Source organism: Acaryochloris marina S15 (genome assembly GCF_018336915.1).
GTDB classification, from domain to species: domain Bacteria; phylum Cyanobacteriota; class Cyanobacteriia; order Thermosynechococcales; family Thermosynechococcaceae; genus Acaryochloris; species Acaryochloris marina_A.
Map to the genome: position 1 here is coordinate 1861098 of NZ_CP064923.1, position 26218 is coordinate 1887315.

The following is a 26218-nucleotide window of genomic DNA, read 5'->3' on the forward strand; positions in this document are numbered from 1 at the left end:
CTTAGGTGCTAATTGGTATCAGAACTGGATACAACAGCCTGAACGGTGAAATTAAACCGTCCTAGGCGTGCACCTTGGAGATTCGCCTGTTGTGGATCAACATTAATGGAAATGTCGCTGTTATAGACAATGGCAGTGCAGGATTGTCCCACTAAATCATCGAGTTGAGTATTACCTAAGGGCTGAACATTTTGGACTTCATCAAGATCGGCTTGGGACTCATTCCCAGCTAAGAAGTCATTGAGGGATAAGGGGCCATTTTTTCCATTCAGAGTTTGGGGTAGGGAAAAGACGCCTTCATCTCCGGTTTGCCCGGTGGGAATGGTCACCGTGTCTCCTGAGTAACTGGTATTCCAAAGCAAGGCAGGATTCCCTTGTTGGGTGGGGTTATTTTTATTAATCAAGGCGTCAACAGTGATGCCTTTGCTTTGGGCTGCTTGCACAATACTGGGGACATCACTGTCTATGCTGTCTTCATCCATGAGCAGAATGCAGGAGGGTGAGCTTGATTCTGTGTCAAGTGAATTACCGGTATTCTGGGCAACCTTTAAGGCACGGATGGCCGTTGTGGTGCTATATCGGTAAGGGGCAGTTTGGTCTAGAACTTTGTTAATTCGCCCGGTTTGATAGACTTTGGCGATTTCGCCTGTGGCATTAACGCAGGCAAAGAAACCAGGGGTGCCACTGCCATTCCATCCATTTTCACAGCTCGGCAGTGAGCCATCGCTTTCAATCAGATCAATAAGGGGCTCATGGGACCATTGTGTTGGCTCACCAGGATTGATATAGGTTCCCTGATCGTCATAGGCGGGTCCCCACCGATAGATCGCTTTGGGTCCCTGCCAAATACCGCTGGGGGGTGTAGCGAGATAGTAGACAATCGGTACTAAGTTGGTCTGAGCCATTTTTAGCATCAGGACAGGCTGGACTTGAGATACGGTCGAACTAATGCCCAATAAGAACTCAGCGGGTTGCTCAGAAATCACAGAGGCGTCCAGGGCAATGTTTGCGGCAGTTCTGATTTCCTGAGCAATAAAGTCTCCGGCCCGATTCAGTTCTACACGTCGTTCATTTTGGGCGTTGGTGGTGGTGCTGGTGGTGAGAATAGAGACTAGACCATAACCGCTCAGGGTAACGACAAAGAAGCTAATGACACCCCCCACCAACAATTCCGTTAGGGTAAATCCTGCCATCGATTTGCTGCAGATTTGCCTTCTATTCACGAGCTTTCTAGTCATAGATTATTATGCGAAGAAAGTATAAAAATTTGACGTGTTGGATGAATCGATCATTACTAAATTTCTAGCCTTATTTAGAATAGCGAGATTTCTTTTCTTCTGTTTTTCCTGATTGTGAGATTTTAATTTAAAACTAGGGTTTAGCAAGTTACTAAAGGAATCAGAGGTTAAGTTAAATCCTGACTTCCATCCTTAATGGATTGATTGCTTTGATTCTTGAATACTGGACAGAGAGATGGATTTATACCGGGGTTTCTGTTTTGTGAACCCTCAATTTTCCTGCAGTTTATTATCAGTATCAACCAATATGACTTTACAACTCTGTACTACTTCGCTGAATGCTTTAAACGGTCTCGCTTTGCGTATATTCTGGGAAAAAGGCTGATAAGTCTTTGGCAAAGCAACGAAACTAGCGATAACAGAGACTTCGGTGCGAAAAATCCTTTTCCTGGCAGCCAATCCAAAAAATACCAATCAGCTTCGGTTGGATAAAGAAGTACGGGAAATTCAGGAAGGATTGCAGCGCTCCCGTAGCCGAGACCAGTTCGAGATTGTGTCTCGGTGGGCCGTTCGCCCCGGAGATTTGCGACGGGCGTTATTGGACCATGAACCCCAGATTGTTCATTTTAGTGGTCATGGAGCTGGGGCTGAAGGATTAGCCCTGGAGAACAATGCCGGACAGGTGAAGCTGGTCAGCGGAAAGGCATTGGCTGGCCTTTTCAAGCTGGTGCAAGAGAATGTGGACTGTGTTTTGCTGAATGCCTGCTACTCAGCAGTTCAGGCCGAAGCAATCCACAAACATATTGACTATGTGATTGGCATGAGTGATGCCATTGGGGACCGAGCAGCCATTGAGTTCGCGGTGGGATTTTACGATGGATTGGGAGCGGACCGCTCCTATGAAGATGCCTTTGGATTTGGGTTATCGGCGATTGCCCTGGAAGGGATTGATGAGACGGCAACGCCGAAGTTGAAGAAACCGAACCTCAATCCTGCTATGGACTCTAGTCAGCAACCTGAAACAAGCCCCTCTAAGGAGCCTGACTCTCAGAAAAAGATGAATGGTAAACCGTTGTCCAAGGGTGAAACAACCCGGATCTTTATTAGCTATAAACGGGATGCTGTGCCAGATGAGCAGTTGGCTTTGGCCATTTATCAGCACTTGAGCCAAAGCTATGAGGTGTTTATCGATCAGAGCATGGCAGTGGGCACGAAATGGGCAGAGAAGATTGAGCAGGAACTTCGACGATCTGATTTTTTGATTACGTTGTTGTCAGCTCAGTCCGTGGGAAGTGAGATGGTCCAGGGGGAAGTAGAAACCGCTAATCGACTGGGGAGTGAATGGGGTAAGCCTGCCATTCTGCCTGTCCGGGTGAATTATCGGGAACCGTTTACTTATCCTCTGAGTGCCTATCTGAACCCCATTAACTGGGCGTTTTGGGAACAGCCAGAACATACCCCCCAATTATTGGCAGAACTAGAGCGGGCCATGGCGGGTGAATCTTTATCGATTAATTCGGATAGAGCCAAGCAAAATCTGGTGCAACGGCCTCCAGCAACCGAGACTGGGACCGGGATTCCGCAGCCACTTCCTTCGGCCCAGCCTCTGTCGTTGGAGATGCCAGAAGGGTCAATGGCCCCAGAGTCAACGTTTTATGTGGAGCGCCAAGGCGACAAGATTGCGTTAGGGGCGATACAACGGCAGGGAGTGACCATTACGATTAAGGGGCCGCGCCAGATGGGGAAGAGTTCCCTGCTGCTGAAGACCGTGGATCAGGCGATTCGGGCAGAGAAGCGGGTGGCCTATATCGATTTCCAGTTGTTTGATGATGCGGCTTTAGGGGATGCGGATCGGTTTTATCAGCAGTTTTGCCTGACGATCACGGAGCAGTTGGAACTGCCGAACCGGATAGATGATTTCTGGCTAGATGAGCTGGGAAATAACCAGCGCTGTACCCGCTATATGCAGACCTATGTACTGAGGGAACTAAAGCACCCGTTTGTACTGGCGATGGATGAGGTGGATCGAATCTTTGACCGTAAATTTCGGTCAGATTTCTTTGCTATGTTGCGGAATTGGCATAACAATCGGGGCTTACCTTTGCCAGCCATGAAGGTGTGGAAACAGTTTGATCTAGTGTTGGTGACGGCGACGGAACCCTATCATCTGATCGCGGATTTGCACCAGTCGCCGTTTAACGTGGGGGAAGTGATTTCCCTGAAGGATTTTACGGCGGCGCAGGTGGCGGATTTGAATCAACGCCATGGTTCCCCCTTGAGTCCTGGGCAGGAAAACCAGTTATTTGCCCTGCTGAATGGCCATCCCTACCTCGTTCGCAAAGCGCTTTATTTGGCGGCGAGTGGTCAGAAGTCGATGGATGAAGTATTGGCGAAAGCGGATCGGGATGATGGCCCCTTTGGTGATCATCTGCGCTATCACTTGTTTCGAATTTATGATCGGCCCGAATTGGTGCAGGGGATGTTGGGGGCGGTTCAGCGGAATCGATGTGAGGATGAGCGGATTGTGCGGTTGCTCTGTGCGGCTGGCCTGATTCGCCAAGAGGGGAAAGCAGAGCTGCCCCGTTGTCAGCTTTATGGGGACTACTTTAAGGCACATCTTGAATAGGGAGAGGGAGGGTATGGGGACAGAGATTTACACCGTTGGCGGTACCGTGCAGGCTAATGTCCAGGGTCTGTATATTCCCCGACAGGCGGACCAAGACCTGTTGCAACTTTGTCGGGACTCTACTTTTGCCTATGTGTTAACCCCTCGGCAGATGGGGAAGTCTAGCTTGATGATACGGACAGCAGAAACGCTCTATGAGGAAGATATTGCTGCCGTTATTATTGACCTGACTAAAATGGGCACTCAGTTAACGGCAGACCAATGGTACTTGGGGGTGTTAACCGAGATTGCTGATCAATTGATGCTGTCGGTCAATGTCTATCAGTGGTGGCAAGAGCGTCAGCATTTAGGAGGAACACAACGGCTCAGTCATTTTTTTGAGCAAGTCGTGATCTCAGAATCGACTGATCGAGTCGTGATCTTTATTGATGAAATTGATACCACCCTCACGTTGGGATTTGCCGATGACTTTTATGCGGCGATTCGAGGATTGTATGTAGCCAGGGCTAAACAGCCAGAGTTACATCGGTTGTCCTTTGTGTTGATTGGGGTGGCAACCCCCAGTGATTTGATTAAAGACGCCAAGCGGACGCCTTTTAACGTGGGGGAACGGGTGGAACTAACGGATTTCACCCAGGCTGAAGCGGTACCGATGGCAGTAGGTTTGGGGGTAGACAGTCAGCAGGCAGAGCAAGTCTTGGGATGGGTGCTGAAGTGGACAGGGGGACATCCCTATCTGACCCAACGACTCTGCAAGGCGCTGGTGGATGAAGGAAAGCAAAACTGGCAAGAACCAGATGTGGATCGGATGGTTCACCGCACGTTTTTGGGAGAAGAAAGCGAGAAAGACAACAACTTGCAGTTTGTGCGGGATATGTTGACAAAGCGTGCTCCCAGGGGCGAGGAAGAGGCGGTCTTAAAAACTTATCGGCAGGTACGACGACAAAAGTTTGTCCAGGATGAAGAGCAGTCCCTAGTGAAATCCCACCTGAAGTTAGCGGGGGTGGTGAGGAAGGAAGGGCAGGCCCTGAAAAACCGAAATCTGCTGTATCAGACGGTTTTTGATGGGAAATGGATACGGCAACAGCTACCAGAGAGTCTTTGGCAACGGCTAAAGCCTGCGATGCCCATTATTGCCACCCTATCGGTCTTTTCAATGGCGGTCACGGGTTTGGCGGTATATGCAGTCAACCAGAGTGGTAAAGCTTCCCAGGCAGAGAAGATTGCGGAGAACAATGCTAAAGACGAGGCAGAGGCAAAGAAACAGACTCAGATTGCTCTACGACAATCCCGCCGGAATGAAAACGCCGCAGAAGCTGCCGCGCGGGAAGCACAACGGCAAAAGAAACTAGCCCAAAAATCAGCATCCCTAGCTAGACGCCGATTGCAGGAGGTCAATCAAGCCCGTAAGGCAGAAGTCGGGGAAAGGCAGAAAGCGCAAGCGGCCCAAACCCTGGCAGAACGCCGACAAACTGAAGCAGAAACCCAAAAAAGTATTGCGATTAAACAGCAGACATTAGCTGAACAGCGGAGGGAAGATGCTGAAAAAGCAACGTCCAGGGAAAAAGAACAAACCGTCATTGCCCAACAGGCCACACAACTGGCGGAAAAACAGGCCTCAATGGCTGGCTTAAAAGAGCAGACCGCTTCCGCGTTGTATTGGCTGGCGGCGGCCAGCCCGACCTTTGGCTTTGCCCTGGCCATTGACACCATGGACCAGAGCAAAACTAATCCTGAAGTTGGAGTGGTTGCCCAAGCCGCGCTACTGAAGTCGATTCAACGGATACAGGAAGTGAATCTTCTCCAAGGCCACCAGTCTTCTGTCTATTCGGTGGCCTTTAGCCCCGATGGCAAGCGGCTCGTCAGTGGGAGTTTGGACAATACCCTTCGCCTTTGGGATGCCGAGACCGGGCAATCCCTGGGGGAGCCGCTCCAAGGCCACCAGTCTTCTGTCTATTCGGTGGCCTTTAGCCCTGATGGCAAGCGGCTCGTCAGTGGGAGTTTGGACAATACCCTTCGCCTTTGGGATGCCGAGACCGGGCAATCCCTGGGGGAGCCGCTCCAAGGCCACCAGTCTTATGTCTATTCGGTGGCCTTTAGCCCCGATGGCAAGCGGCTCGTCAGTGGGAGTGGGGACAAGACCCTTCGCCTTTGGGATGCCGAGACCGGGCAACCCCTGGGGGAGCCGCTCCAAGGCCACCAGGATTATGTCTATTCGGTGGCCTTTAGCCCCGATGGCAAGCGGCTCGTCAGTGGGAGTTTGGACAAGACCCTTCGCCTTTGGGATGCCGAGACCGGGCAACCCCTGGGGGAGCCGCTGCAAGGCCACCAGTCTTATGTCGATTCGGTGGCCTTTAGCCCCGATGGCAAGCGGCTCGTCAGTGGGAGTGGGGACAAGACCCTTCGCCTTTGGGATGCCGAGACCGGGCAACCGGTGGGGGAGCCGCTGCAAGGCCACCAGTCTGATGTCGATTCGGTGGCCTTTAGCCCCGATGGCAAGCGGCTCGTCAGTGGGAGTGGGGACAAGACCCTTCGCCTTTGGGATGCCGAGACCGGGCAACCGGTGGGGGAGCCGCTGCAAGGCCACCAGTCTGATGTCGATTCGGTGGCCTTTAGCCCCGATGGCAAGCGGCTCGTCAGTGGGAGTTTGGACAAGACCCTTCGCCTTTGGGATGCCGAGACCGGGCAACCCCTGGGGGAGCTGCTCCAAGGCCACCAGTCTTCTGTCTCTTCGGTGGCCTTTAGCCCCGATGGCAAGCGGCTCGTCAGTGGGAGTTTGGACAAGACCCTTCGCCTTTGGGATGCCGAGACCGGGCAACCGGTGGGGGAGCCGCTCCAAGGCCACCAGTCTTATGTCTATTCGGTGGCCTTTAGCCCCGATGGCAAGCGGCTCGTCAGTGGGAGTTGGGACAAGACCCTTCGCCTTTGGGATGCCGAGACCGGGCAATCCCTGGGGGAGCCGCTCCAAGGCCACCAGTCTTATGTCTATTCGGTGGCCTTTAGCCCCGATGGCAAGCGGCTCGTCAGTGGGAGTGGGGACAAGACCCTTCGCCTTTGGGATGCCGAGACGGGGCAACCGGTGGGGGAGCCGCTCCAAGGCCACCAGTCTTATGTCTATTCGGTGGCCTTTAGCCCCGATGGCAAGCGGCTCGTCAGTGGGAGTGGGGACAAGACCCTTCGCCTTTGGGATGCCGAGACGGGGCAACCGGTGGGGGAGCCGCTCCAAGGCCACCAGTCTTATGTCTATTCGGTGGCCTTTAGCCCCGATGGCAAGCGGCTCGTCAGTGGGAGTAGTGACAAGACCGTTCGCCTTTGGGATGCCGAGACCGGGCAACCGGTGGGGGAGCCGCTGCAAGGCCACCAGTCTTCTGTCTCTTCGGTGGCCTTTAGCCCCGATGGCAAGCGGCTCGTCAGTGGGAGTAGTGACAAGACCGTTCGCCTTTGGGATGCCGAGACGGGGCAACCGGTGGGGGAGCCGCTCCAAGGCCACCAGTCTTATGTCTATTCGGTGGCCTTTAGCCCCGATGGCAAGCGGCTCGTCAGTGGGAGTGGGGACAAGACCGTTCGCCTTTGGGGAATTGGTCCCCAATCCCTGACCCAACTCGCGTGTCAGAAATTCCGGTATCATCCCTTGCTCCATCGGCCTAAGGAGGTCACGTCTGACCCATCTATTATTGAATCGGCTAAACGGTCTCGCCAGGTTTGTCAGCGATATTCTCTATCCTGGAAAGCACCACAGGCTATTCAATTCAATCAATGGTTACAGAGCAGCATTCAGTGGATGTTAGGACATATGGGCAATAGACCGGGCTAGCGCAATATAGCCATTACTGCTCCAAACAATAGAGCCTGATAGTCCTCACCCTAAATTTTTCTCCCAATCCTGGTAAAGGGACTTGTTAAGACCAGCCAATAGCTATACTCAATGCCAATCAATTTGAGCAAGAAGCGGGTGGTTCTTGCTGCCCATTATCGATACCGTAGGGGAAAGTGCCATACAGTCCTCCAACAACATGTCTCCTCCAGAAACAATTGCCAGCGATGTTGAAACCTACGATCGCATCTCCGATGCCATTGCCTTTATCCGCCAACATCACCTAGAGCAGCCCAACCTCTCCACCATCGCCCAGCACGTCAACCTCAGCGACTATCACTTCCAGCGACTCTTCACCCAATGGGCAGGCATCAGCCCCAAACGCTTTCTCCAATACCTGACCCTAGACTATGCAAAATCGAAGATCGAGCAGTCCCAGAACCTGCTAACCCTAACCGCCGAATCAGGACTCTCCAGCCCAGGACGACTCCACGACTTATTTGTCACCCTAGAAGCCATGTCCCCCGGCGAATACCGAGCCGGTGGCGCTGGACTACAGATCCGCTACGGCATCCATAAAACCCCCTTTGGATATTGCCTAATCGCCCTCACCCCCCGTGGCATCTGCAACATCCAGTTTCTGCAGCATGCCGATAAACAAACCGCCCTCCAGCTACTCCAGACAGACTGGCCCCAAGCCCAAATCACTCGTGAGCAAACCGCAACGGCTAACGTGTGCGCTCAAATCTTCCATGCCTCTCAACCCTCACCCTTAACCCTTCATCTCAAAGGCACTAACTTTCAAATTCAAGTCTGGCAAGCCCTCCTAAGAATTCCCCTAGGTGACCTGACCACCTATCAAACCTTAGCCACCGCCATTGGCAAACCCACCGCCGCCCGAGCCATTGGCAATGCCGTCGGTCGCAATCCCATCGCCTACCTGATTCCCTGCCATCGGGTCATTCGGGGAACGGGAGAAATGGGTGGCTATCGCTGGGGATGCGATCGAAAAGCAGCCCTGCTCGGCTGGGAAGCCAGTCAAATAGAAGGGCAAAACTGAAACCGTCCAAACCCTGCCATGATGTAGACAGCAATCTTAGAAAGACCTAAGGTTTTTTGACCGTGTTGACCTTGGCAAAAAGAAGTCCTGGGCCTTTGTGTATGCCTCAGCTAAACCGGAATATGCCATGATTCGACCGACCCAACCTGAAGATACAACTGCTATTCTGGCCATTGCCGCAGCCATTGGGTTTCAGCCAGACGAAATAGAGACCCTAAGGGAAATGCTGGCGGACCACTTCAACGGCAATAGCGAACTGTGGTTTACCGACGATGATCAGGGTCCAGTAGGAGTGGCTTACTGCGCCCCCGAACGGATGACCACCGGAACCTGGAACCTGCTGTTTATAGCGATTCACCCGGAAAGACAGGGGCAAGGCCGAGGCACCGCCCTGATCCACCATGTCGAGCAGACTCTAATAGCCCAAGACGTGCGTTTGCTCCTAGTCGAAACATCTGGTGTGCCTGATTTTGAGCCCACTCGCCAGTTCTATCGCCACTGCGGTTACGAAGAAGAAGCCAGAATTCGTGAATTCTATGATGCCGGGGATGACAAAATCGTGTTTCGCAAGGCCCTTAAGACCGTAGACTAGGACAGCACTTAGGCCACATCAATCACAACCTTGCCGATAAGTTGGCCGCTATCCAGAGCATCATGGGCTTGAGCCGTTTCAGCTAAGGGATAGTGGGCTGCAATCTTAGCCCAAAGGGCACCGTCAACAATAGCCCGATTAATATCTCTGGCCGCTGCGGCATGGGCTTCCTCATCCATGGCATAGACCAACACCGTTCGCAGGGCTGCATTCTTGTAGAGCAAATCGTAGAAGGGAATCGTGACCTGGGGAGCATTTCCCGACTCGTAAGCCGCAATCACCCCATTGCGAGCCACCAGCTTGGCGTTGATATCCATATTGGCCGCCAGAGCCACATCGACAATCCGGTCACACCCCCGTTTGCCGACTAATTCTCGCACCCTCGTGACGATATTCTCCTGGCGATAGTTGAGTACATGATCGGCACTGTATTGGGTTGCGATCTCAGCCTTTTCATCATTGCTCACCGTAGCGATCGCTTGGGCACCTCCCCATTTAGCCAGCTGAATGGCATACAGTCCCACTGCCCCTGCACCGCCATGAATCAGAATCGTTTTGCCCGCAATGGGACCGTCACTAAAGATCGAAAAGTGAGCCGTCATCGCTGGTACACCCAAACTGGCCCCTGCTGCAAAGTCGAACCACTCCGGTAGCGGCACCGCTTTATGGGTTGGCACCACTACAGAGTCCGCTGCGGTTCCCCAGGCAGAACCTCTTTGGGCTTCATATATCCAGACCCGTTCTCCGACTCGTGAGCTTGGAACTCCCTCTCCCACTGCCTCAATAATGCCTGCTCCGTCATTATGGGGAATTGTGCGTGGATAGGGTTGCTTCAGCCCCATCCAGCCGCTACGAAATTTAGTATCTGAAGGATTAACCCCAGAGGCATGGACTCGAACAAGGACTTCACCAGGACCAGGTTGGGGCTGCTCAATGTCGCCATATTGCAAAACGGCGGCTGCCTCTCCCGGTTGCTCGTACCAAATCGCCTTCATATCATCTCTTGACCTTGACTTTGATGCTCTATTGAGTTTGATTTTAATGAATAAAGACTCAATAAATCGGTGTAAATGTGCATTTTTGCCGGAATAATTCTATTTGCTTGATGTTATAAATCGAGGGAAATTACATCATCCCCATGACAATATCACTTTTGGTTTATGAACCTAAGGAGAGAGATTTTGTTGTGTTGCTTAATGTTACTAATTGACTCTAGAAGATAAAGAATTTTCAGGTAATTTCCCATAGGGTGAAGGGTTTGGATGGAGAATTTTAACTAGCGCCTCGATAAGAATATGACCTCCGATTCTCAAACCCCTCCCTCTTCGCCTCCAGACCCATCACAGCCAGGGCAGGATAACCCTCAAACTCAGCCCGACCCGCAACAACAAATCCTAGATGCATTGCCCGTTGTGGTGTGGCAAGCAGATAGCCAAGGAAACCTTATTTCCCTAAGTGCTCGGTGGCAGACTTTGACCGGATACTCTCCCCAACTGTCCCTGGGAGAAGCATTTTGGAACAAGGTTGCCGAACAAGACGATGAGGACAGTCGGCAACAGTGGCAAAGATCTTGCCAACAACAGCAGCCCTTTACCCTTCATCTTAATTTGGTGCGACGATGCGGTACGGTTAGCCGAGTGCTAGTGATGGGGGAGCCGCTACAAGATGAGCAATCCCCGCAGATCGGCTGGGTGGGGACGATGCAGTCAGTAGAAGCGGTAGCAACGGTTCCCCCTGAGTTGGATTATGGTCAGCAATTTTTGGCAGCCGTTTTAGATAATCTTTCCAATGGCATTGTGGCCTGTGATTCCCAAGGCGTCTTGACCCTAACCAACCGTGCCACCCAAGAAATCCATCAAAGACCCTTTCGTCGAATGCCGGCAGAACAATGGGCAGATTACTATCATTTGTATCGAACGGACGGCATTACCCCCCTCGAACGGGATGCGAACCCTTTGTATCAAGCGCTGTTAGGGGAGTCGGTGCAAAATGTCGAGGTTGTGATCAAGCCTGAAGACGGACCACCCCATACGGTGTTGGCGAGTGGAGATCCCATCGTGGCCCAAGATGGTCAGACTTTGGGAGCCGTGGTTGTTCTCCAGGATATAACTGAACGCAAACAAGCTGAGCGGGAATTACAAGAAAGCGAAGAGCGCTGGCAATTGGCGTTGCAAGGGGCTGGAGACGGTATTTTTGACTGGAGTCTCATCACCAATAAAGCGTTTCTCTCCCTGCCCTGGAAGCAGACCTTAGGTTACGAAGAACATGAGGTGGAGAACAGCTTTGAAGGCTGGCGATCCTTGGTGCACCCAGATGATTTAGAGCATGCAGCGGCGGCTTTAGAAGCCCATTTTAAGCAAAAGGAGCATCTGTATCGATCTGAATTTCGGATGCGATGTAAGGATGGCAGCTATAAGTGGATTTTGTCTCGGGCGCAAACCCAACGGGATAAGAATGGACAACCTATTCGCATGTTGGGGTTGCACCAGGATATTACCCGTCAAAAGCAGGCAGAACAAAAGCTCGCCGAAATAAACCAAGCGTTAGAATCTCGTGTCAACACCCAAGACTCCCAGTTGACAGCAGCCAATCACCAGAACGAAGCGTTAGTGGTCCAAGAACAGACGGCTCGCCAGCAGGTCAAGGATGCCCAAGCAGAAACTGAACTCTACGAAAAAATTATCAAAAGTATTCAAGTCGGTTTCCTCGTTTGGCATTCTCAAAATTTAACCTCCATCGACGCCTTTGAGCTGCTTGTGGCTAATCCAGCAGCAGAGCGGTTGTTAGAGGTGGAACTCCAGGACAAAATCGGTGATTCAATGGGTTCCATTTTTCCAGATTATGTCCAAAATCATCCCAATGACCTCTTAGCACTCTTGCAAGTGATGCGGAGTCAGCAACCCCGCACCTTGGGCAATGCCAGTATTTTGCTACCGACAGGGGCAACACGAGTTCTGTGCTTGCGGGCCTTTCCCTTGCCAGATGCTTGTGTCGGCATTGCATTTGAACCCACAGCCGATTCCTGGGTGGAGGGGTGAAGGTTTAGATTTCTACTTCTTTCAGAAGAGGCTGAGAAGAGGCGAACTCCTGCTCTCGCCGGACGTGATGCCTGGAAGAATTTCTTAGCCTAAGAACGGGACGCATTGCGATGAAATATTTTTTTTAACCACCGCTTGCCAAGGTCTGGCAACGGCTGGAGGGGAGCGTTACCAGCCGTTGAGGATGCTGTTTGAGGATTGGGTTGAGATGATTCCTGCTGACGGATAGGGTCAAGCAGCGCGGTGGCGTAAGGGGCCGGTCGAATCTGGGAACCAAAACGATTGGTATAGACTTTGGTCAGCTCTGCGCCAAAAAAGAAAATTTGAGCTGAGTAGTTGACCCATAATAAAACGACGGCCAGAGAGCCTGCTGCGCCATAGGTGGAACTGAGACTGTTTCTGCTCAGGTACAAACTAATCAAGAATTTACCCACAGAAAAGAGTAGGGAGGTGAGGAACGACCCAATCCACACATCACTCCACTGGATATCGACATCCGGCAAATATTTATAGATTAAGGCGACGATAAACGTGATGATGCTTAAGGAAAAGGCTGCATCCAAGAGTCGCCCCACATAGAGCCAAGAGCTGAGGTAGTTGCTGGCACTGTTACCCACCGTCGTCAACCATGTACTCAGTCCTAAGATCAAGATTAAGATCACCCCGACTCCGAGAACCATCACAAAGGCATAGAGTCGATCCCGCACAAATCCTTTCCAGCCTCGATCTGGGGCAGGCTGAATCTTCCAGATGGAATTCAAGGCATCTTTGAGGTTGGTAAAGAGTCCAGTGGAGCCGACAAATAGTAAAACTAGACTCCCTAAGGTATCTCTAATCCCAGATCCTTGTAGGTAGGTTCCCCGCACCATCACCCGAATAATGGCTGCACCATCGGGTCCTAACCATTCTTGGAATTTCGCCATAACTTGCCCCTGGACGGTGCTTTGGTTAAATGCCAAACTTGCGATCGCAATCACAATCACTAAAACAGGAGCCAGGGAAAAAGCGGTGTAGTAGGCCAAGGCTGCTGCCAACCTAGAGGCTTTATCTCTTTGCCACTCTAGCCCGGTCACCTTAAGCAACCAAAATACGCTATCAAAGGGCATGCTGTGTTTCCTGCGAGAGTTGACGACAGTTAGAGCAAGGGAAGGCCGGAGCCAAAGGGGTATCCCTGGGGACGGGGGGCTGAGCTTACCTGGGTAAGAACATTTTTCAAGTCACCACACCCATAATTCCCAAAATCAGAACTATCCTCATACCTAAGAGCCACTGGGTATAACCTTGAATCTGCCGCCGCCTCTGGAGGGGAGGTTCCAGGTTTTGAGCCATCCATGTGCCAGTTGCTGTCAGGTTCACTCCGATGACATGGGGGAAGACTAACAGCCAGACTCCAGGCGCTAACGCCCATTCACCCCCGGCAGATTGGAAGGAAACCGTCCCTGATTCTTTGGACGTTTGGCAGGGGTAACTTCAATTCGGTCTTTAAGCCTCTTGCCCCGCTGATCCCGACGAACTGCAGGAGAACCCACCGATACGCAGCAAGCTGAAGCGCATCCTGGAAAAGGTTGAAGCGAATTGAGGATTATTTGGGTTGGGCGGGGGCTAGGGTTTGGGGTCGTTCAGTTCTTGCTGTGATCGAACATTTGCTCGGGTAGGACGTGGCGGAGGATATCGCCTTCATGTTCTTGTCCCTTGAGCATCCGATTCCAGTAGACCCAGGGCAAAACATGTCGCTTTAATAACCACATACTGGTGCGTTCTTTGGTCGAATCTACGGGGAAACTGGGATAGGGTTGAGCCTCATAATCAAACTCCGCCAGGATCGTTTTGTCATATCCGGTGATTAACGGGCAACAGCTATAGCCATTGTATTGAGCCGTGAGTGGGGTTTGATTCATCTGGGCCAGCAAATTCTGTACCAATACCGGGGCTTCTCTGCGAATGGCGGCTGCGGTTTTGGATGTGGGCAGGGAAGAGGCATCCCCCAAACTAAAAATATTCGGATATTGATGATGTTGGGTGGTGTACTTATCCACATCAACCCAGCCTCCAGGACCTTCCACCGCCAGAGGACTATTTTTGATCACATCTGGGGCACTCATGGGGGGTGCCACATGGATCATGTCATAGGGCATGGAGATCGTTTCTGTCGCTGTATCTTGACTCACCTCAAAGATGGCAACTTTTTCATCTGCGCGAATTTCTTTCAGATTATGCTTGGTTTTTAGATCAATGCCCTTACGCTCCACAACGTTCATCAACGCTGGCACAAATGCATCGACCCCAAAGATTTTTCCGGTTGCCGTGCAATAGCTGATCTGGCTTTTCTGTCGTACTCCCCTGCGGCCAAAGGCTTCTTCCGCTAGATACATTATTTTTTGGGGCGCTCCTGCACACTTAATGGGGGTTGCAGGATAGGTGAAAATGGCGTTGCCTCCTTGGAATTGTTGGATGGTTTCCCAGGTATAGGCGGCACCTCTGATGGCATAGTTGCTGCATACCCCGCCCTTGCCAAGTGCCTCTTGCAGCCCTTTGACCTGGTTCCAATTGATCTGAATTCCAGGGCAAACCACCAGGTAGTCATAGGTGACCTGAGTGCCTTGTTGGGTATGTAGGCGATTATGTTCAGGATCGAACTGGTCTACCGTATCTTGAAGCCAGGTTGCTTCCGGTGGAATCAGTTTTTGCTGAGGTTGAACGGTGGCTTCAAAGGGAATGCAGCCACCCCCAACTAGGGTCCAACCCGGTTGGTAATAGTGCTGATCAGAGGGTTCAATAATGAGGATATCGAGGGACCGCAGATGCTGTAGTAACTGGGCTGCAACCGTAATGCCTGCAGAACCACCCCCCACAATCACGATTTGATGGGAAATGGAGGGTTGACTGGTCGTTTCTGCAGTGGTTTGGATCGCCGTCATCGCGTTATGTCCCTGAGATAGCCATCGTGGCCATTATCCGGGATAAATTCTGCTGAGTTGCGAGAGCTACCTAATGTTTTCCATATCTCTACTTGGGGCGAATCCTGGTTTAGCCTAGGTATCTGATATATTCGAGAGCAGTGTCTTGACTCGTTATTTTCTGTAGAGAATCAGCAGAAGTAAGTTAGTCTGACAATATTTTTGTCATCTTCATTATTAAAAAAATGGCTCTCTGGGAATTAGCGTGGTAGCCGCTAGATATAGTGTTTAGGTCAAGGCAAAAGTCTGATACCCATTGAGGTCAAGCGAAATCCTTTGGAAGAGCCTTTCAATATCGAAAATACCGTAGCATCGTCTTTTTAGGACCTTAACTCGGTTGTTAAATCCTTCGACAAAGCCACTGGTCCATCCCTCCAGAAAATAGTTGGTCATCTCATCCATCCAATTGTTGACAGTGGTCAGGAAACTCTCAAAATCCTTGATGTCACTTTTGAGGACTCGTTTACACCAAGCCCGGATGGCACATTTAGCTCCGTTTTTGGTGTACCTACCCTCAAATATCTGTGTCAATTCCTCTCGGAGTTTGTAGGCCTGCTTCATCTCAGGAGAATAAGCAAACACTCGCTCAAGCAACTGTTGTTCTGACTCCTGGAGATTCTCAGGCCGTTTTCGAAAGGCCCACATCGCACCTTTGATACTGTCATAGTCTTGCTTAGGGAGTTCTTGGCGTAGACGTTTGACCTCCCGTTTACGAACCGTATCGGCACAATTACGATAGGCTTTGGCCACATGAAAGCGGTCAATGACAACTTTTGTTTGAGGGAGTTGTTCACGGACTGCACTGACAAATCCTTGATACATATCAGTACAAACCCGCTCAATGGTTTGGCGTAAATGAAGGGGAATCGATTGAAGGAAATTTGCAACGGTCTGTTGTTTACGGTCAGCCAGAACTGCCAATATGTCGACTCCGCCTGTGGTAGGAATCGTGATCAAAACTACAAAATCACGGTGGCCTCTTTTCAGAGAAATCTCATCAATCCCGATGACTTGGAGGTCTAAATATTCGCTCCAGTCAACTTGACAGGCAATCCAGCGATCAATGGTGCCACTGACGACATCCTCACTAACGCCTAGTTTCCTAGCAACATCTGAGACCGTTGAGTTGATCAGGATACGCAGAAGCCAATGCTCATAAGCTTTGGTATTGGGACTACGAGGTTCATGCCATTCTAAGCGTTGAGTTGTTGTGGGATGGTCATCGCAATACCCGCATCGATAGCGCTTGGGCCGAATTTCTAAATACACTGGTACTTCGAACAATGGCAAGTGACGAATTCGAAGAGCCTGATCATGGCAGTGAAGGTCAGTAATCTCATGTCCACATTTGTGGCAGGTTGTTCCTTGCAGAGTACTCTCAATTTTGATCAGCCAATCCCCTCGTTCCGTCTTCGATAGCTCTAGAACTTGAACATCGGGAAGGTTGAGGGGAATGCGAATTGAGTTATCCATGACACTCTCGTTCTGAAGTACCTCCTCAGATCATTCCATAGGAGATGACTAAGGAATAAACACTATATGTAGGGTGTCACCACGCTAATTACCGGAGAGCCAAAAAAATACAGTTCTCAATCACTCCATCAGCGTTGCCAATTTGAGGCTATCTGAACCATTCAACTATCGTCGAGCATAGCGAATGATGAACTATTCAGCAGATGAGATTTATCGAGCAGCTAGAGCAATCCAACCCTATCTGGTGGACCTCCTGAATGCTCCCAATGCTCAGCGGTTAGAGAGGAAGTTGGAAGGGTTACTGTCTGAGGCTTCACTCAAGCAAGGGAGTCATACTGAACTCTCCCAGCTTTTATCTGAGCATGAATCAACTCGGGACTGGCTTCGGCTATATCTAGAAGAAAGCTATCCTGCTGAAGATATTCTCAAAGCCCTGAGAATTTATTACCCTCTTTCAGGGCTAGAGCATTCCGTTGAAAGTCCTCGGTATGTCTGCCCAGTCGAAAACTGTAATCAGGATTGGTATCGCCAGAGTCGAGAAGCAGAAATTCCGGTTTGTCCCGTTCATGGCTTAAAACTCATAATTGATAGCTAGGCAATCTGCCGTATTTCATACCCACCTCTGACTTGGATAACGGCTGTTTCGAGGTACAGCGGGCTTGTCGTGGCGGACGGCCATCGGCTTGAGTATGCTTCTGATCCTGTATTCAAAGGGTTGCAGACTTACTCTAGCGTCATCAGAGCTTTTCAAATGGATTGGGCAAAAAAGAAAGTTCGATAAGGCGTTGACAAAACTTTACGTTGTGTTACATTAATTTATACAAGCATTTTTTTTACGGAGTCAAACACATGAGCACTAAGAATCCAGTTTGGGGTTTCACCAGTTATGCAGAGACTTTCAGTGGTCGTCTAGCGATGTATGGATTTTTCATCGCTTTGGTCACCGAAGTTGTAACAGGCAAAGGAATCATTGGCCAGCTTTCTGCTTGGTTCTTCGTTAATTAATTTCTATTTGACTGTCACGAATAGTCTTTAATTTCTTCTTCCTTGTTATATGGCCCCAGTTTTGAGCTGGGGCTATTTTATTGTCCCTGGGCTGGTATTGTATGTGCGATCGCATCCTCCTCCCCTGAATGATCTAAGAAAACCGATACTGTCCTCACAACAATATTGCAGTAGGCCAGTTGAAGCTACCCCACTAAACGAGGACACCCATAACCCATGACCCAACTGAATTTGGCGATCTGGGACAACCTGCTGCGGAAGTATGTCAATGACCAAGGCCAAGTCGCCTATGGCTCCTGGCAGCAAGAATCCCTCTCAGAACTCGAACAGTGGCTAACGGATGTCAGTAACGTCGATTGGCAGGAATTGGACCCAACCCAGGCAATTGCCTTTCTCCTGAATCTATACAATGCCTTGACCATCCGACAGGTGCTCTATCAATACCCCATCGACTCCATTCGGCCTAAAGTTTTAGGCATTCCCAACTGGCTAACCTTTCTACGATTTTTCACTCAAACGGTCTATACCCTGAACGATCACCCCCTTAGCCTCAATACCATTGAGCATAGGATTCTCCGCCAGCAATATCCCGAATCACGTATGCACTTTGCCTTAGTTTGTGCATCGGTAGGCTGTCCGTTGTTGAGACCAGAGGCCTATGTTCCAGATAGGCTGACCGCTCAATTGGAAGCAGACGGCGAACGGTTTATCAATAACCCCGACAAAGTCCGCTACGATGCTGCCAGCCAAACCCTGTTCTGCAGCAAAATTTTCAAATGGTATGAGACGGACTTCCTGGCAGTGGCGGACTCCATTCCTACCTATATCTCTCGCTATTCCAAAGCCCAGATGTCCACTTCAGTAACCGTGGCTTACCTACCCTATAGCTGGGATTTAAATCAATGTCAGTCTGCGTAAAGATGGCTCATTCAGCTGGGTTCAAGATCAAATATTATTAAGGGCCTGAGTGACAGAGAGTTATGGAGCGCAACAACCTCGCCTTTTATGACCAACAGGCGGTTCAATGGTGGAGCGAGACGGCAACCATCTTTCCCCTAAGTAAGCTGAATCCTCTGCGGTTTGAGTATTTTGATCGCTTTATCCCCAACTGGCAGGGATTGAGGGTCTTAGATGTGGGCTGCGGTGGCGGCTATACCTGTGAATTTTTGGCCCAGCGAGGGGCAAGGGTGACTGGAATGGATCCGTCTGCCGCCTGCATTGAAGTGGCGAAGAGCCATGCAGAAGAGATGGGGCTGACCATTGATTACCATGTTGGATTAGGGGAAACCCTGCCCTTTGAAGATGATTCCTTTGACGTTGTCGTCTGTGTGGACGTGTTGGAACATGTCCAGAGTGTTGTCGCCACGGTGACGGAGATTAGTCGGGTTATTCAGCCAGGAGGGCTATTCTGCTTTGACACGATTAACCGGACTTGGCAGTCTCGCTGGTTGATGATCTGGCTGCTGGAGGATATGCTGCGGCAAATTCCCCGAGGCATTCATGACTGGCATCAGTTTGTCCCCCCCGAGGAACTGCATCATCTGCTCACCCAAGCTGAGTTTTCTCAAGTAACCCTACAGGGATTTGATCTATTTGGCCGAACGCCCCTAGCCCAAATATCCAATTTGATTCACTTTCTGAAGACAGGTGGGTTTCAGGTTCAGTTTGATCACAACACCGAAGTAATGTATATCGGTACTGCACAAATCAGTTAGAGATGTCCCGTAATCGGAAGATATTGGCTAGGAGACATAGGGGCGCTATCTGCAATTATCCCCATTTTATTCACACAACCGATTTTGAGTTTCTGTCTAATTGACCTGAAATATATACAAAGAGAGCTTTGGCTGAGGTCCTCGACTGCCGATGTGCAAGTGGGGGAAGACGAATGTCTCAAACTGCTCAAGGATTATGTTTGTTGAAATCCATTTCTAAGATTGAGATATCTGTACTCCTAATCGAACCTCAAACTAAAAGCTGGAGTTATTTTAGTCTGCATCGTTTAAATACCATGCAGGGAAAAAATTTCAAATAAGTTAGCCTATAGTTTGAACCCGAAATGAGTTGGATGCTGGCAGGGTGTTAAGGAGGAATAGGCGGCTTACTTGGATTATTCCTGTTATTATCTCTGAACCACACAACGGCATAACTATGGGTGCATCGAGACTAGATAACTTCGAAAATGATGATGCAATAGACTGGACTACTGAGCTAGAGGACTTCTTAGACGATCTCCAAGTATCCAATGAACCAGATTGGCTATTTCCAGCAAGCTCTAACGAAACAATACTCCGCTATTACCTCAATCCCATATCAGTGATGGTTGATCCAGGTAGAAACTATCCACAGTATGAACACGACAAGCTACTGGGCTGGATATCCAATAGTGAAGGAAAGACACCCGTTCTGAATAAATTTCCGGGTGCTGAAATTATTACTAAAATTTAGAAATCCACTTCAGGCTCAGGATCTTGCTTCTTGAGTCGATGAACTCAATACTATAGGACAGGCAACCTTAACCTTTAATGGACCCAAATACCCTAGCCGTCTGGAAAAATCTAGAGACTCAGCTTGATGTTCCCTTCAGACAAAATATGGTTGATCTCGTTTTGGAGATGGCACGAGACAAAACCACAGATCCTAAGAAGATTGCCACTTGGATGGTGACGACCTCCACCTGCAATTGCTATGCCATTTTTAGGGCCGATGATCCCATGCCCTTACTTTCTCTCTACATCCAGGCACTTGAAGCTCAGTATCCTGACACGATGACGAAAATTCATGAGATATTTTCCAATGGTGGTCTGGTGAATTATGTGCCTTCGTTTCTTGAATGTGACAGTTTCATTAGTCTCCTTTGGGCTGCTGGTTCGACCTTTGCCAACGGTGAATTCAAGCTGATAGACGGCGAAATCACAATTAACAGGAAAGGTCTAAAACGACTCCAATCGATTTGGGAAGAACCGACCCGAAAGATCAACAAACCATACAGATAGCCCTGGATATTTCGTTATGTAGATTTTGTCGCCTCTCCTTGCGTGATTCGCATCCACATTGGCAATTGAGTCTCACCTCCCCCTTCAATCCGATCCAATGCGGCCATCATCTCCACACGCACATCAAATTCCACTTCGTTCTCAACTGCTTGGTGTAAAGCATCAACCGCAGTTCGATCACCTTGTTCATTCAAAAATCGAGCTGCTCTCCAACGAACCAACTTTGAGGAATCTGCTAGGGCCTGACACATGGTTGACATGGCAGTACTATCCCCCAAGTCACTTAAGGCATCCCCCGCTATTCGACGCACCATAGCATTGGGGTCAGTAAGGACAACCTGACTCAATGGCTCCACAGCAGCCGCCATACCACTGGCACCTAAGAGCGCCGCTGCCCAGCGACGGACTGTACTCTGTTCGTCATCAAGGACAGCTATTACAGCCGTAAACGTCTCTGGAGTTACCTCGATTTGTTGGAGGGCTTTGAGCCGATGTTTCCAGTTCGAGTGACTTAGTTCGGCTAAGAGGGTTTTCTGTGCTTCCGCTAGGTTGACTGATGCGGTTGGAGATGTATTCGTAATAGCGACAGCTTCAATCTGAGCTAGATCCTCTGGGTCAATCAGGTGGGTAATCTCTTCTGCAACCTGCACTGCTACCTCGTTGGCAAGGCCAGCTGGGGCTTGATATGGTTCCCAGTGACGCTCAGCAATATAATCGGCTTGAGTCTTCCCTATCACTCGTTGCAGAGCTTGGTTAAATCGTTCTGGCAGAGCCACCCGTGATTGTTGACCGTCTGCAGCAGTCGCTCGCACTTGCACTGGAATACCACGAAACATCTGAACAGCAACCTCGACATGACCTAAGTCTGAGAGGGGAGGAGAAGGGCTGTTGCCAATCGTGGATTCCTGGGATTGTGAAACCTGAGCTAATAACTTTGAATCAGCTTCCTCTGAAACACCAATGATTTGAGCCGCCTTCGCCAAAATAGTCTGCCAATCTGCATTTCCCTTGCGAGTTAAGGTGATGAAATCCTGGATAAGAAAGACAGATTGGACGAACTCTATGGCTAATAATTGTTGAGCAACGAATGGAGCCGCTATTGGGTCTGCACCTTTCTGGAGAGTTAATGCTTTATCACTGACACATTCATTCAAGTTGAGCTTGATGCAATTTGGGCTGGGAGTGGTTTCTATAGAGAGCAGTTGCATATTCTCATCCTTAACTTATCCACTGCAAGCAACCGCAGGGTACTGCTTCGATTTCAGTAGAGGGAGCATTCAGCCTTATCCTAACTTGCTGTTACTGAGGACAGATATCAGATGCATTCGTGATCTGAGCCGTCCAAACAACCTAAGTTCCCTCAATGGCAACCCATCAGAATATATATTTGATGAGATGAAAAAAGCTCTAATGCAGATTCTGTAAGCTTTTGTTAGGGTGGAGTCCTACAAGCTTTTTCCACTCAGGTTCTCACTATGTCTGACTGCATTATTTGCTCAGGCGATCTTTTGCTGCACATCCATAAAAACCAGTTGCATTGGTATTGTGATCACTGCCGCGAACAGTTTCCCTATGATTTACCCACTCGCTATCATCGTTTCACAGTAAACCAGCCTAAACCTTTGACGATTCAGCGTTCTCTCAAGATACCAAAATACCTGAAGTCCAAGACTCGTAAAAAGAAAGTCCCTAAAACTGAAGAAATTTCGGTGAGATCGGCGACCCAACAAACCTCATAGCTTGCCCTTGTGGTGGGAGTTTAAGAATGTCGGCATCAAGTTAAATAACTCATTGGGTGAAGTGATGGAATACTTAGCGAGAGCCGTAGAATGAATTTATGATGCAAGAATTACAGCTCATAGGCGAGTGAGTCATAGAACGGGAACATTAATACTTATATTATTCAGGTAACAACTCTGATCATGAGTAACGTTATTCCTCTCTTCGGTTCTTCTACGCAACAGATTAGATTGGTTAAACCTAAAGTTTTTGAAGAGGTTCAACAGGTTATTGAACAACTGAAACACGGTCAGTTAATTCTGATAAATGTGTCTGAAGTATCTCCCTGCCTAGCCCAACGTATTATTGATGTTCTGTCTGGAAGCGTCGATATTCTATCTGGACAAGTCGTAAATGTTGGTAATGGTGTCTTTTTGTATAGCCTTTCTGATATTGAAGTGTCAGCTTTTAGAAAACATCTAGCAGCTTAAACTTTTAGATCTACATTCTCAGAGGCCATTTATAAAGTAGTTCTAAAGCTGAAAAATTGTTTTAATCAACAGCAACGTCAAAAAAGCGCATCCAAGCACAATAAGAACAGTCAACAGGGTAATGCCTAATACAAACAGAGGATTGCCTTTCTTGGGTGTTGATGACACCACTAGGTGTTGATCGACTAAAGCCATATTTCGAGTATTGGCTTTCCAGGTAAAGTCGAGGAGGTCACCGATTCCTGGCACAATGCCAACTAAAGAATCGAGCAGTATATTAATCACCATTTGCCAAACCACATCCTTTGGCATTCCCATCTGGGCCGCTTGATAGATAATATAGGCTCCGACCGCACCCCCCACAACATCACCACTTCCCCCTGCAATCCCTAGCAGACCTAGGATAGGGTCAAGACCAAACCGGAGTTTGGTACCAGGGATAGAGATGGAGTTGTCTAGTAAAAAGGCCAGACGATGAAGTTTCTGGACCTTGTCTGATACGGGTTGTGATTTGGAGTTTAGGGGGTTGGATTCGGACATACAATTATTTGTGTGAACTTGGTGTTCTCAGCTTTTTCTCAAAGTACTGACTCATCAATGTTGGATGGCTTGTTATCATCCTCCTGCCATAAGGCCGCACTCTTTTGCGTAATTAATACTTTTTTCTAGTAAAATAGTACGCATGTATTGTTTATGGAGATAGAATTGGCATGGTGCAATATACCCTCAAAGAAGACCCTGAAGCAGTTATCAAAATTTCCGGGAAGGATTCAAAAAAGGCCCGGGAGAAAGCCATGACTCAACTGATGGAATTGATGGATAGTGGAAAACTTAAAACAACTCTAGAGCAAGGGTTTAGTCCTAGTGATTTTATTGAGGTACAGGAGACTATTCCGACAGAGCTTTCTCCCCAAGAAGATGAAGTTGCGCAAGCCGTGCAAATCTTGAATCTTCTAGCCACTTCAAAACTCAAGATGCAGGAGCTGCGGCAAAAGGCATTAGAAACTCGGGCAATCGTCGACTTACTCTTTTCGGATGCCCCCATTTCAGAGGAAGACGTGTTGCAGCTGAAGGAAGGGTTTAAGGTGCTGAAAAAATTCGCTCAAGCCAATATTCAATATCGCGAAACCCGAATGCAAGCTGAATCGGCAAGAGCTACTTTGGATCATGCGTTGCAATCCAAGTAAAAACTAGACAAACTGCCACCGAGTATTTCTCCGACATTGTTGCTGTTGTGCTGGAAAGGTGATTCGCAGTGGCCCTATGGAGAAAGAACCTGACTATGGGGCAGAAGCAGAAAAAGAAGGGAATGGGTGTGCTTAAGAATTCGTTCTCTTTAGAACGCTTAAAGTGGCTAAAAATAGGAATAAAATACTGAGAATAAGAAAATAAACCACGTTCATTTAAGTAGCCTAAACCATAACCCTTAAAGGTTTATAGACATCTAAAGAAACTCCTACTTTCGAGCTGGACGCGGTTTATAACCAGAAATTTTTCAACTTCATAAAATCTTGGACACAGATGCAGATCACTGCAGCCTGAATCAGTATCGATAAAAATGCTGGTGAGGCCAAAAGTCGTCTGGAGATCGTTCATGAAGACTGACAATCTAAAAATTAACCAGCTTTCGACCAAATGTTATGAGTGGTATCTTTCCTACCTCGATGCCCTTGATGCACGGGATGTCGATCGATATAAGACCTTCCTCTCTGAAGATTGCGTTTTGATCATGAATAACGCAGCACCTATTGAAGGTAAAAAGGCTGTTCTAAACGGTTTATCCAGATATTGGCAGTTCTTTAGTGACTTAGAACATGATCTTCTGAATATATATGGGACTGATTCATCCTTCATGCTTGAAGCCATGAACCACTATCAACGACTGGATGGCAAGGCATTTTCCCTCCGGGCGATTGCATTAATGGATCGGAATAGTTCAGGGGATGTTACTTCTGTCCGACTTCATACGGATAATAGTTTGCTATTTGAGTAATTTGTGACTGTTTTAGATCTCAGGTGCTGTGTGATATTAACGTAGCTTAGAGTCAGGAGAATTCTTTAGTCTGAGCCGTCACCTAATTAGATAGCGGTCAGCGTTCTAATCAGCTCCGCCTGCTTCCAGTTCCCGATATATTCTTACCATCTCCCATCAGTACGTCATCGTCTCCGGAGGTCGTTCAATCCTCTGCTGAAGGTCGGTGACACGCTTGGATTTGCTGTTTAACCTGATGGGCACATTTCTGAAAGGCCAGGACTTCTTCGTCATTCAGTTGGGTTTTAATCCGACGATGCACCCCTTCTCGACCCACGATACATGGAACGCTAAGACAGCAATCTGCAACATCACAATACCCATCAATCAAGACACTAACGGGTAGGGTGTGTCGCAAGTCTTCGACAATGCTGGTCACAATCATTTCGACTGCCAAAGATACGGTGTAATTGGTATAGCCTTTGGCTTGGAAAATGGTCCAAGCAGATCGCTTGGCATCGACTACCATCTGTTGGCGTGATGGATTGGCATCAATACATTCACCGCCAATCATGGCAGAACTGAGGGCAGCAAACTGGCTGTCTCCATGCTCCCCCAAAATATAGGCGTTGATATCTGAGGAATGGATTCCCAATTGGGCAGATAACAGGTCACGAAACCGGGCAGAGTCTATCAAGGTGCCGGTGCCAATCACGCGTTGCCAAGGGTTGTGATCGGTTCGCTGCTGGATAATTTGCAGAATCTCGTAAGTGAGCGCATCCACGGGGTTGCTGATATTGATAAAGATGGCATTCGGACTGTGCTGGAGAAGAGGTGGGATCAGGGTGTGCATGATTTGAGTGTTTTTTACCAGCAATGTACTGCGGGCCTGCATTTGTTTGGGCATGGGCGCACTTGCCGCAATGATAATAATGTCGGACTCAGCTGTATCCTCCAGATCACCATCTCGGACCTCTAATCTGTAGGGCGTCAGCGCTACTGCTTGCTGAATGTCAATGGCTTCGGCATGGGCAATATCCCTGGTGCGGTTATAGAGAATTAACTCAGAAGCTAGACCCTCTTTTGCTAGGACAAAACTGATGGTTGAACCAACTTTACCGATACCGATTACAGAAATTTTCATACAACAACTTTGCGGTGGGGACGTAATTTTATTTCAGCTTTGAATCGATTCGTTAACTGCATAATTCTGCAATTAAAAGATGATGAATTTATA

24 protein-coding genes are annotated in these 26218 nt (G+C 49.0%); 15 read left to right on the top strand and 9 right to left on the bottom strand.

Annotated features, from left to right (window positions below; genetic code table 11):
• Positions 1-8 precede the first annotated feature (8 nt).
• On the bottom strand, positions 9-1238 hold the full coding sequence (locus tag I1H34_RS09215) for a PulJ/GspJ family protein (RefSeq protein WP_212665346.1): 1230 nt from the start codon (positions 1236-1238) through the stop codon (positions 9-11).
• A gap of 430 nt (positions 1239-1668) precedes the next feature.
• Here I1H34_RS09215 and I1H34_RS09220 point away from each other — a divergent pair, with 430 nt between their 5' ends.
• The 4 genes from I1H34_RS09220 (at position 1669) to I1H34_RS09235 (ending at position 9330) form a co-directional block, all read left to right on the top strand.
• Positions 1669-3864 (top strand): AAA-like domain-containing protein, encoded by a 2196-nt coding sequence (locus I1H34_RS09220; protein WP_212665347.1) that lies wholly within the window; start codon positions 1669-1671, stop codon positions 3862-3864.
• Positions 3865-3877: 13 nt separating this feature from the next.
• Complete coding sequence (locus tag I1H34_RS09225; RefSeq protein ID WP_212665348.1) at positions 3878-7678, top strand: WD40 domain-containing protein; 3801 nt, start codon at positions 3878-3880, stop codon at positions 7676-7678.
• A gap of 199 nt (positions 7679-7877) precedes the next feature.
• Positions 7878-8738, top strand: coding sequence for a methylated-DNA--[protein]-cysteine S-methyltransferase (locus I1H34_RS09230; protein ID WP_212665349.1), 861 nt, complete (start codon positions 7878-7880; stop codon positions 8736-8738).
• 127 nt (positions 8739-8865) lie between these two features.
• Positions 8866-9330 carry a GNAT family N-acetyltransferase gene (locus I1H34_RS09235; protein WP_212666208.1) on the top strand — a complete coding sequence of 155 codons (465 nt, stop codon included), beginning with the start codon at positions 8866-8868 and terminating at the stop codon, positions 9328-9330.
• Positions 9331-9338: 8 nt separating this feature from the next.
• Here the strand turns inward: I1H34_RS09235 and I1H34_RS09240 are convergent, their stop codons facing one another.
• Positions 9339-10325: an NADPH:quinone reductase gene (locus I1H34_RS09240; protein ID WP_212665350.1), complete on the bottom strand. Its 987-nt coding sequence runs from the start codon at positions 10323-10325 to the stop codon at positions 9339-9341.
• Positions 10326-10625: 300 nt separating this feature from the next.
• On the opposite strand from I1H34_RS09240, the gene I1H34_RS09245 reads away from it, so the two are divergent.
• Entirely contained in the window at positions 10626-12368 is a 1743-nt protein-coding gene (locus I1H34_RS09245) for a PAS domain S-box protein (protein ID WP_212665351.1), read from the top strand.
• An 89-nt stretch (positions 12369-12457) separates the two neighbouring features.
• Here the strand turns inward: I1H34_RS09245 and I1H34_RS09250 are convergent, their stop codons facing one another.
• The 4 genes from I1H34_RS09250 to I1H34_RS09260 form a co-directional block, all read right to left on the bottom strand.
• Entirely contained in the window at positions 12458-13474 is a 1017-nt protein-coding gene (locus I1H34_RS09250; RefSeq protein ID WP_212665352.1) for a YihY/virulence factor BrkB family protein, read from the bottom strand.
• A 291-nt stretch (positions 13475-13765) separates the two neighbouring features.
• Positions 13766-13897 (bottom strand): hypothetical protein, encoded by a 132-nt coding sequence (locus tag I1H34_RS32740; RefSeq protein ID WP_283250058.1) that lies wholly within the window; start codon positions 13895-13897, stop codon positions 13766-13768.
• 90 nt (positions 13898-13987) lie between these two features.
• Complete coding sequence (locus tag I1H34_RS09255; RefSeq protein WP_212665353.1) at positions 13988-15286, bottom strand: NAD(P)/FAD-dependent oxidoreductase; 1299 nt, start codon at positions 15284-15286, stop codon at positions 13988-13990.
• 267 nt (positions 15287-15553) lie between these two features.
• Positions 15554-16798 (bottom strand): ISL3 family transposase, encoded by a 1245-nt coding sequence (locus I1H34_RS09260; RefSeq protein ID WP_212663271.1) that lies wholly within the window; start codon positions 16796-16798, stop codon positions 15554-15556.
• A 184-nt stretch (positions 16799-16982) separates the two neighbouring features.
• On the opposite strand from I1H34_RS09260, the gene I1H34_RS09265 reads away from it, so the two are divergent.
• From I1H34_RS09265 to I1H34_RS09290, 6 genes are all read left to right on the top strand, one after another.
• Positions 16983-17393 carry a hypothetical protein gene (locus I1H34_RS09265; RefSeq protein ID WP_235107978.1) on the top strand — a complete coding sequence of 137 codons (411 nt, stop codon included), beginning with the start codon at positions 16983-16985 and terminating at the stop codon, positions 17391-17393.
• Positions 17394-17647: 254 nt separating this feature from the next.
• Positions 17648-17803, top strand: a complete 156-nt coding sequence (locus I1H34_RS09270) for a high light inducible protein (protein WP_212665354.1) — start codon at positions 17648-17650, stop codon at positions 17801-17803.
• Between the two features lie 216 nt (positions 17804-18019).
• The gene (locus I1H34_RS09275) at positions 18020-18721 is read left to right on the top strand and encodes a DUF547 domain-containing protein (protein ID WP_212665355.1); all 702 of its coding nucleotides are present in this window, start codon (positions 18020-18022) and stop codon (positions 18719-18721) included.
• Positions 18722-18783: 62 nt separating this feature from the next.
• Positions 18784-19518: a bifunctional 2-polyprenyl-6-hydroxyphenol methylase/3-demethylubiquinol 3-O-methyltransferase UbiG gene (gene ubiG / locus I1H34_RS09280; RefSeq protein ID WP_212665356.1), complete on the top strand. Its 735-nt coding sequence runs from the start codon at positions 18784-18786 to the stop codon at positions 19516-19518.
• A 436-nt stretch (positions 19519-19954) separates the two neighbouring features.
• On the top strand, positions 19955-20251 hold the full coding sequence (locus tag I1H34_RS09285; protein WP_212666467.1) for a hypothetical protein: 297 nt from the start codon (positions 19955-19957) through the stop codon (positions 20249-20251).
• Between the two features lie 77 nt (positions 20252-20328).
• Positions 20329-20799 carry a hypothetical protein gene (locus I1H34_RS09290; protein WP_212665357.1) on the top strand — a complete coding sequence of 157 codons (471 nt, stop codon included), beginning with the start codon at positions 20329-20331 and terminating at the stop codon, positions 20797-20799.
• Between the two features lie 14 nt (positions 20800-20813).
• On the opposite strand, the gene I1H34_RS09295 is transcribed toward I1H34_RS09290, so the two are convergent.
• Positions 20814-22007 carry a virulence factor gene (locus tag I1H34_RS09295; protein ID WP_212665358.1) on the bottom strand — a complete coding sequence of 398 codons (1194 nt, stop codon included), beginning with the start codon at positions 22005-22007 and terminating at the stop codon, positions 20814-20816.
• Positions 22008-22274: 267 nt separating this feature from the next.
• Between I1H34_RS09295 and I1H34_RS09300 the strand changes: the two genes are divergently transcribed.
• Together I1H34_RS09300 and I1H34_RS09305 are read left to right on the top strand one after the other, a co-directional pair.
• Entirely contained in the window at positions 22275-22538 is a 264-nt protein-coding gene (locus I1H34_RS09300; protein WP_212665359.1) for a hypothetical protein, read from the top strand.
• A 183-nt stretch (positions 22539-22721) separates the two neighbouring features.
• On the top strand, positions 22722-23009 hold the full coding sequence (locus I1H34_RS09305) for a cell division protein SepF (protein WP_212665360.1): 288 nt from the start codon (positions 22722-22724) through the stop codon (positions 23007-23009).
• 42 nt (positions 23010-23051) lie between these two features.
• On the opposite strand, the gene I1H34_RS09310 is transcribed toward I1H34_RS09305, so the two are convergent.
• Positions 23052-23549, bottom strand: a complete 498-nt coding sequence (locus I1H34_RS09310; protein WP_212665361.1) for a DUF4112 domain-containing protein — start codon at positions 23547-23549, stop codon at positions 23052-23054.
• Between the two features lie 170 nt (positions 23550-23719).
• On the opposite strand from I1H34_RS09310, the gene I1H34_RS09315 reads away from it, so the two are divergent.
• Both I1H34_RS09315 and I1H34_RS09320 read left to right on the top strand, forming a co-directional pair.
• Positions 23720-24196 carry a hypothetical protein gene (locus tag I1H34_RS09315; RefSeq protein WP_212665362.1) on the top strand — a complete coding sequence of 159 codons (477 nt, stop codon included), beginning with the start codon at positions 23720-23722 and terminating at the stop codon, positions 24194-24196.
• Between the two features lie 407 nt (positions 24197-24603).
• On the top strand, positions 24604-25002 hold the full coding sequence (locus tag I1H34_RS09320) for a nuclear transport factor 2 family protein (RefSeq protein WP_212665363.1): 399 nt from the start codon (positions 24604-24606) through the stop codon (positions 25000-25002).
• A gap of 184 nt (positions 25003-25186) precedes the next feature.
• On the opposite strand, the gene I1H34_RS09325 is transcribed toward I1H34_RS09320, so the two are convergent.
• Entirely contained in the window at positions 25187-26125 is a 939-nt protein-coding gene (locus I1H34_RS09325; RefSeq protein WP_212665364.1) for a malate dehydrogenase, read from the bottom strand.
• Positions 26126-26218: the final 93 nt, after the last annotated feature.

Coding starts and splice junctions, on each gene's coding strand:
- I1H34_RS09240 (WP_212665350.1), bottom strand. CDS start 10,325: ATGAAGGCGATTTGGTACGAGCAACCGGGAGAGGCAGCCGCCGTTTTG.
- I1H34_RS09245 (WP_212665351.1), top strand. CDS start 10,626: ATGACCTCCGATTCTCAAACCCCTCCCTCTTCGCCTCCAGACCCATCA.
- I1H34_RS09305 (WP_212665360.1), top strand. CDS start 22,722: ATGAGTAACGTTATTCCTCTCTTCGGTTCTTCTACGCAACAGATTAGA.
- I1H34_RS09290 (WP_212665357.1), top strand. CDS start 20,329: ATGGACCCAAATACCCTAGCCGTCTGGAAAAATCTAGAGACTCAGCTT.
- I1H34_RS09310 (WP_212665361.1), bottom strand. CDS start 23,549: ATGTCCGAATCCAACCCCCTAAACTCCAAATCACAACCCGTATCAGAC.
- I1H34_RS09300 (WP_212665359.1), top strand. CDS start 22,275: ATGTCTGACTGCATTATTTGCTCAGGCGATCTTTTGCTGCACATCCAT.
- I1H34_RS09250 (WP_212665352.1), bottom strand. CDS start 13,474: ATGCCCTTTGATAGCGTATTTTGGTTGCTTAAGGTGACCGGGCTAGAG.
- I1H34_RS09320 (WP_212665363.1), top strand. CDS start 24,604: ATGAAGACTGACAATCTAAAAATTAACCAGCTTTCGACCAAATGTTAT.
- I1H34_RS09285 (WP_212666467.1), top strand. CDS start 19,955: ATGGGTGCATCGAGACTAGATAACTTCGAAAATGATGATGCAATAGAC.
- I1H34_RS09275 (WP_212665355.1), top strand. CDS start 18,020: ATGACCCAACTGAATTTGGCGATCTGGGACAACCTGCTGCGGAAGTAT.
- I1H34_RS09255 (WP_212665353.1), bottom strand. CDS start 15,286: ATGACGGCGATCCAAACCACTGCAGAAACGACCAGTCAACCCTCCATT.
- I1H34_RS09270 (WP_212665354.1), top strand. CDS start 17,648: ATGAGCACTAAGAATCCAGTTTGGGGTTTCACCAGTTATGCAGAGACT.
- I1H34_RS09230 (WP_212665349.1), top strand. CDS start 7,878: ATGTCTCCTCCAGAAACAATTGCCAGCGATGTTGAAACCTACGATCGC.
- I1H34_RS09325 (WP_212665364.1), bottom strand. CDS start 26,125: ATGAAAATTTCTGTAATCGGTATCGGTAAAGTTGGTTCAACCATCAGT.
- I1H34_RS09260 (WP_212663271.1), bottom strand. CDS start 16,798: ATGGATAACTCAATTCGCATTCCCCTCAACCTTCCCGATGTTCAAGTT.
- I1H34_RS09215 (WP_212665346.1), bottom strand. CDS start 1,238: ATGACTAGAAAGCTCGTGAATAGAAGGCAAATCTGCAGCAAATCGATG.
- I1H34_RS09225 (WP_212665348.1), top strand. CDS start 3,878: ATGGGGACAGAGATTTACACCGTTGGCGGTACCGTGCAGGCTAATGTC.
- I1H34_RS09235 (WP_212666208.1), top strand. CDS start 8,866: ATGATTCGACCGACCCAACCTGAAGATACAACTGCTATTCTGGCCATT.
- I1H34_RS09315 (WP_212665362.1), top strand. CDS start 23,720: ATGGTGCAATATACCCTCAAAGAAGACCCTGAAGCAGTTATCAAAATT.
- ubiG (WP_212665356.1), top strand. CDS start 18,784: ATGGAGCGCAACAACCTCGCCTTTTATGACCAACAGGCGGTTCAATGG.
- I1H34_RS09295 (WP_212665358.1), bottom strand. CDS start 22,007: ATGCAACTGCTCTCTATAGAAACCACTCCCAGCCCAAATTGCATCAAG.
- I1H34_RS09265 (WP_235107978.1), top strand. CDS start 16,983: ATGATGAACTATTCAGCAGATGAGATTTATCGAGCAGCTAGAGCAATC.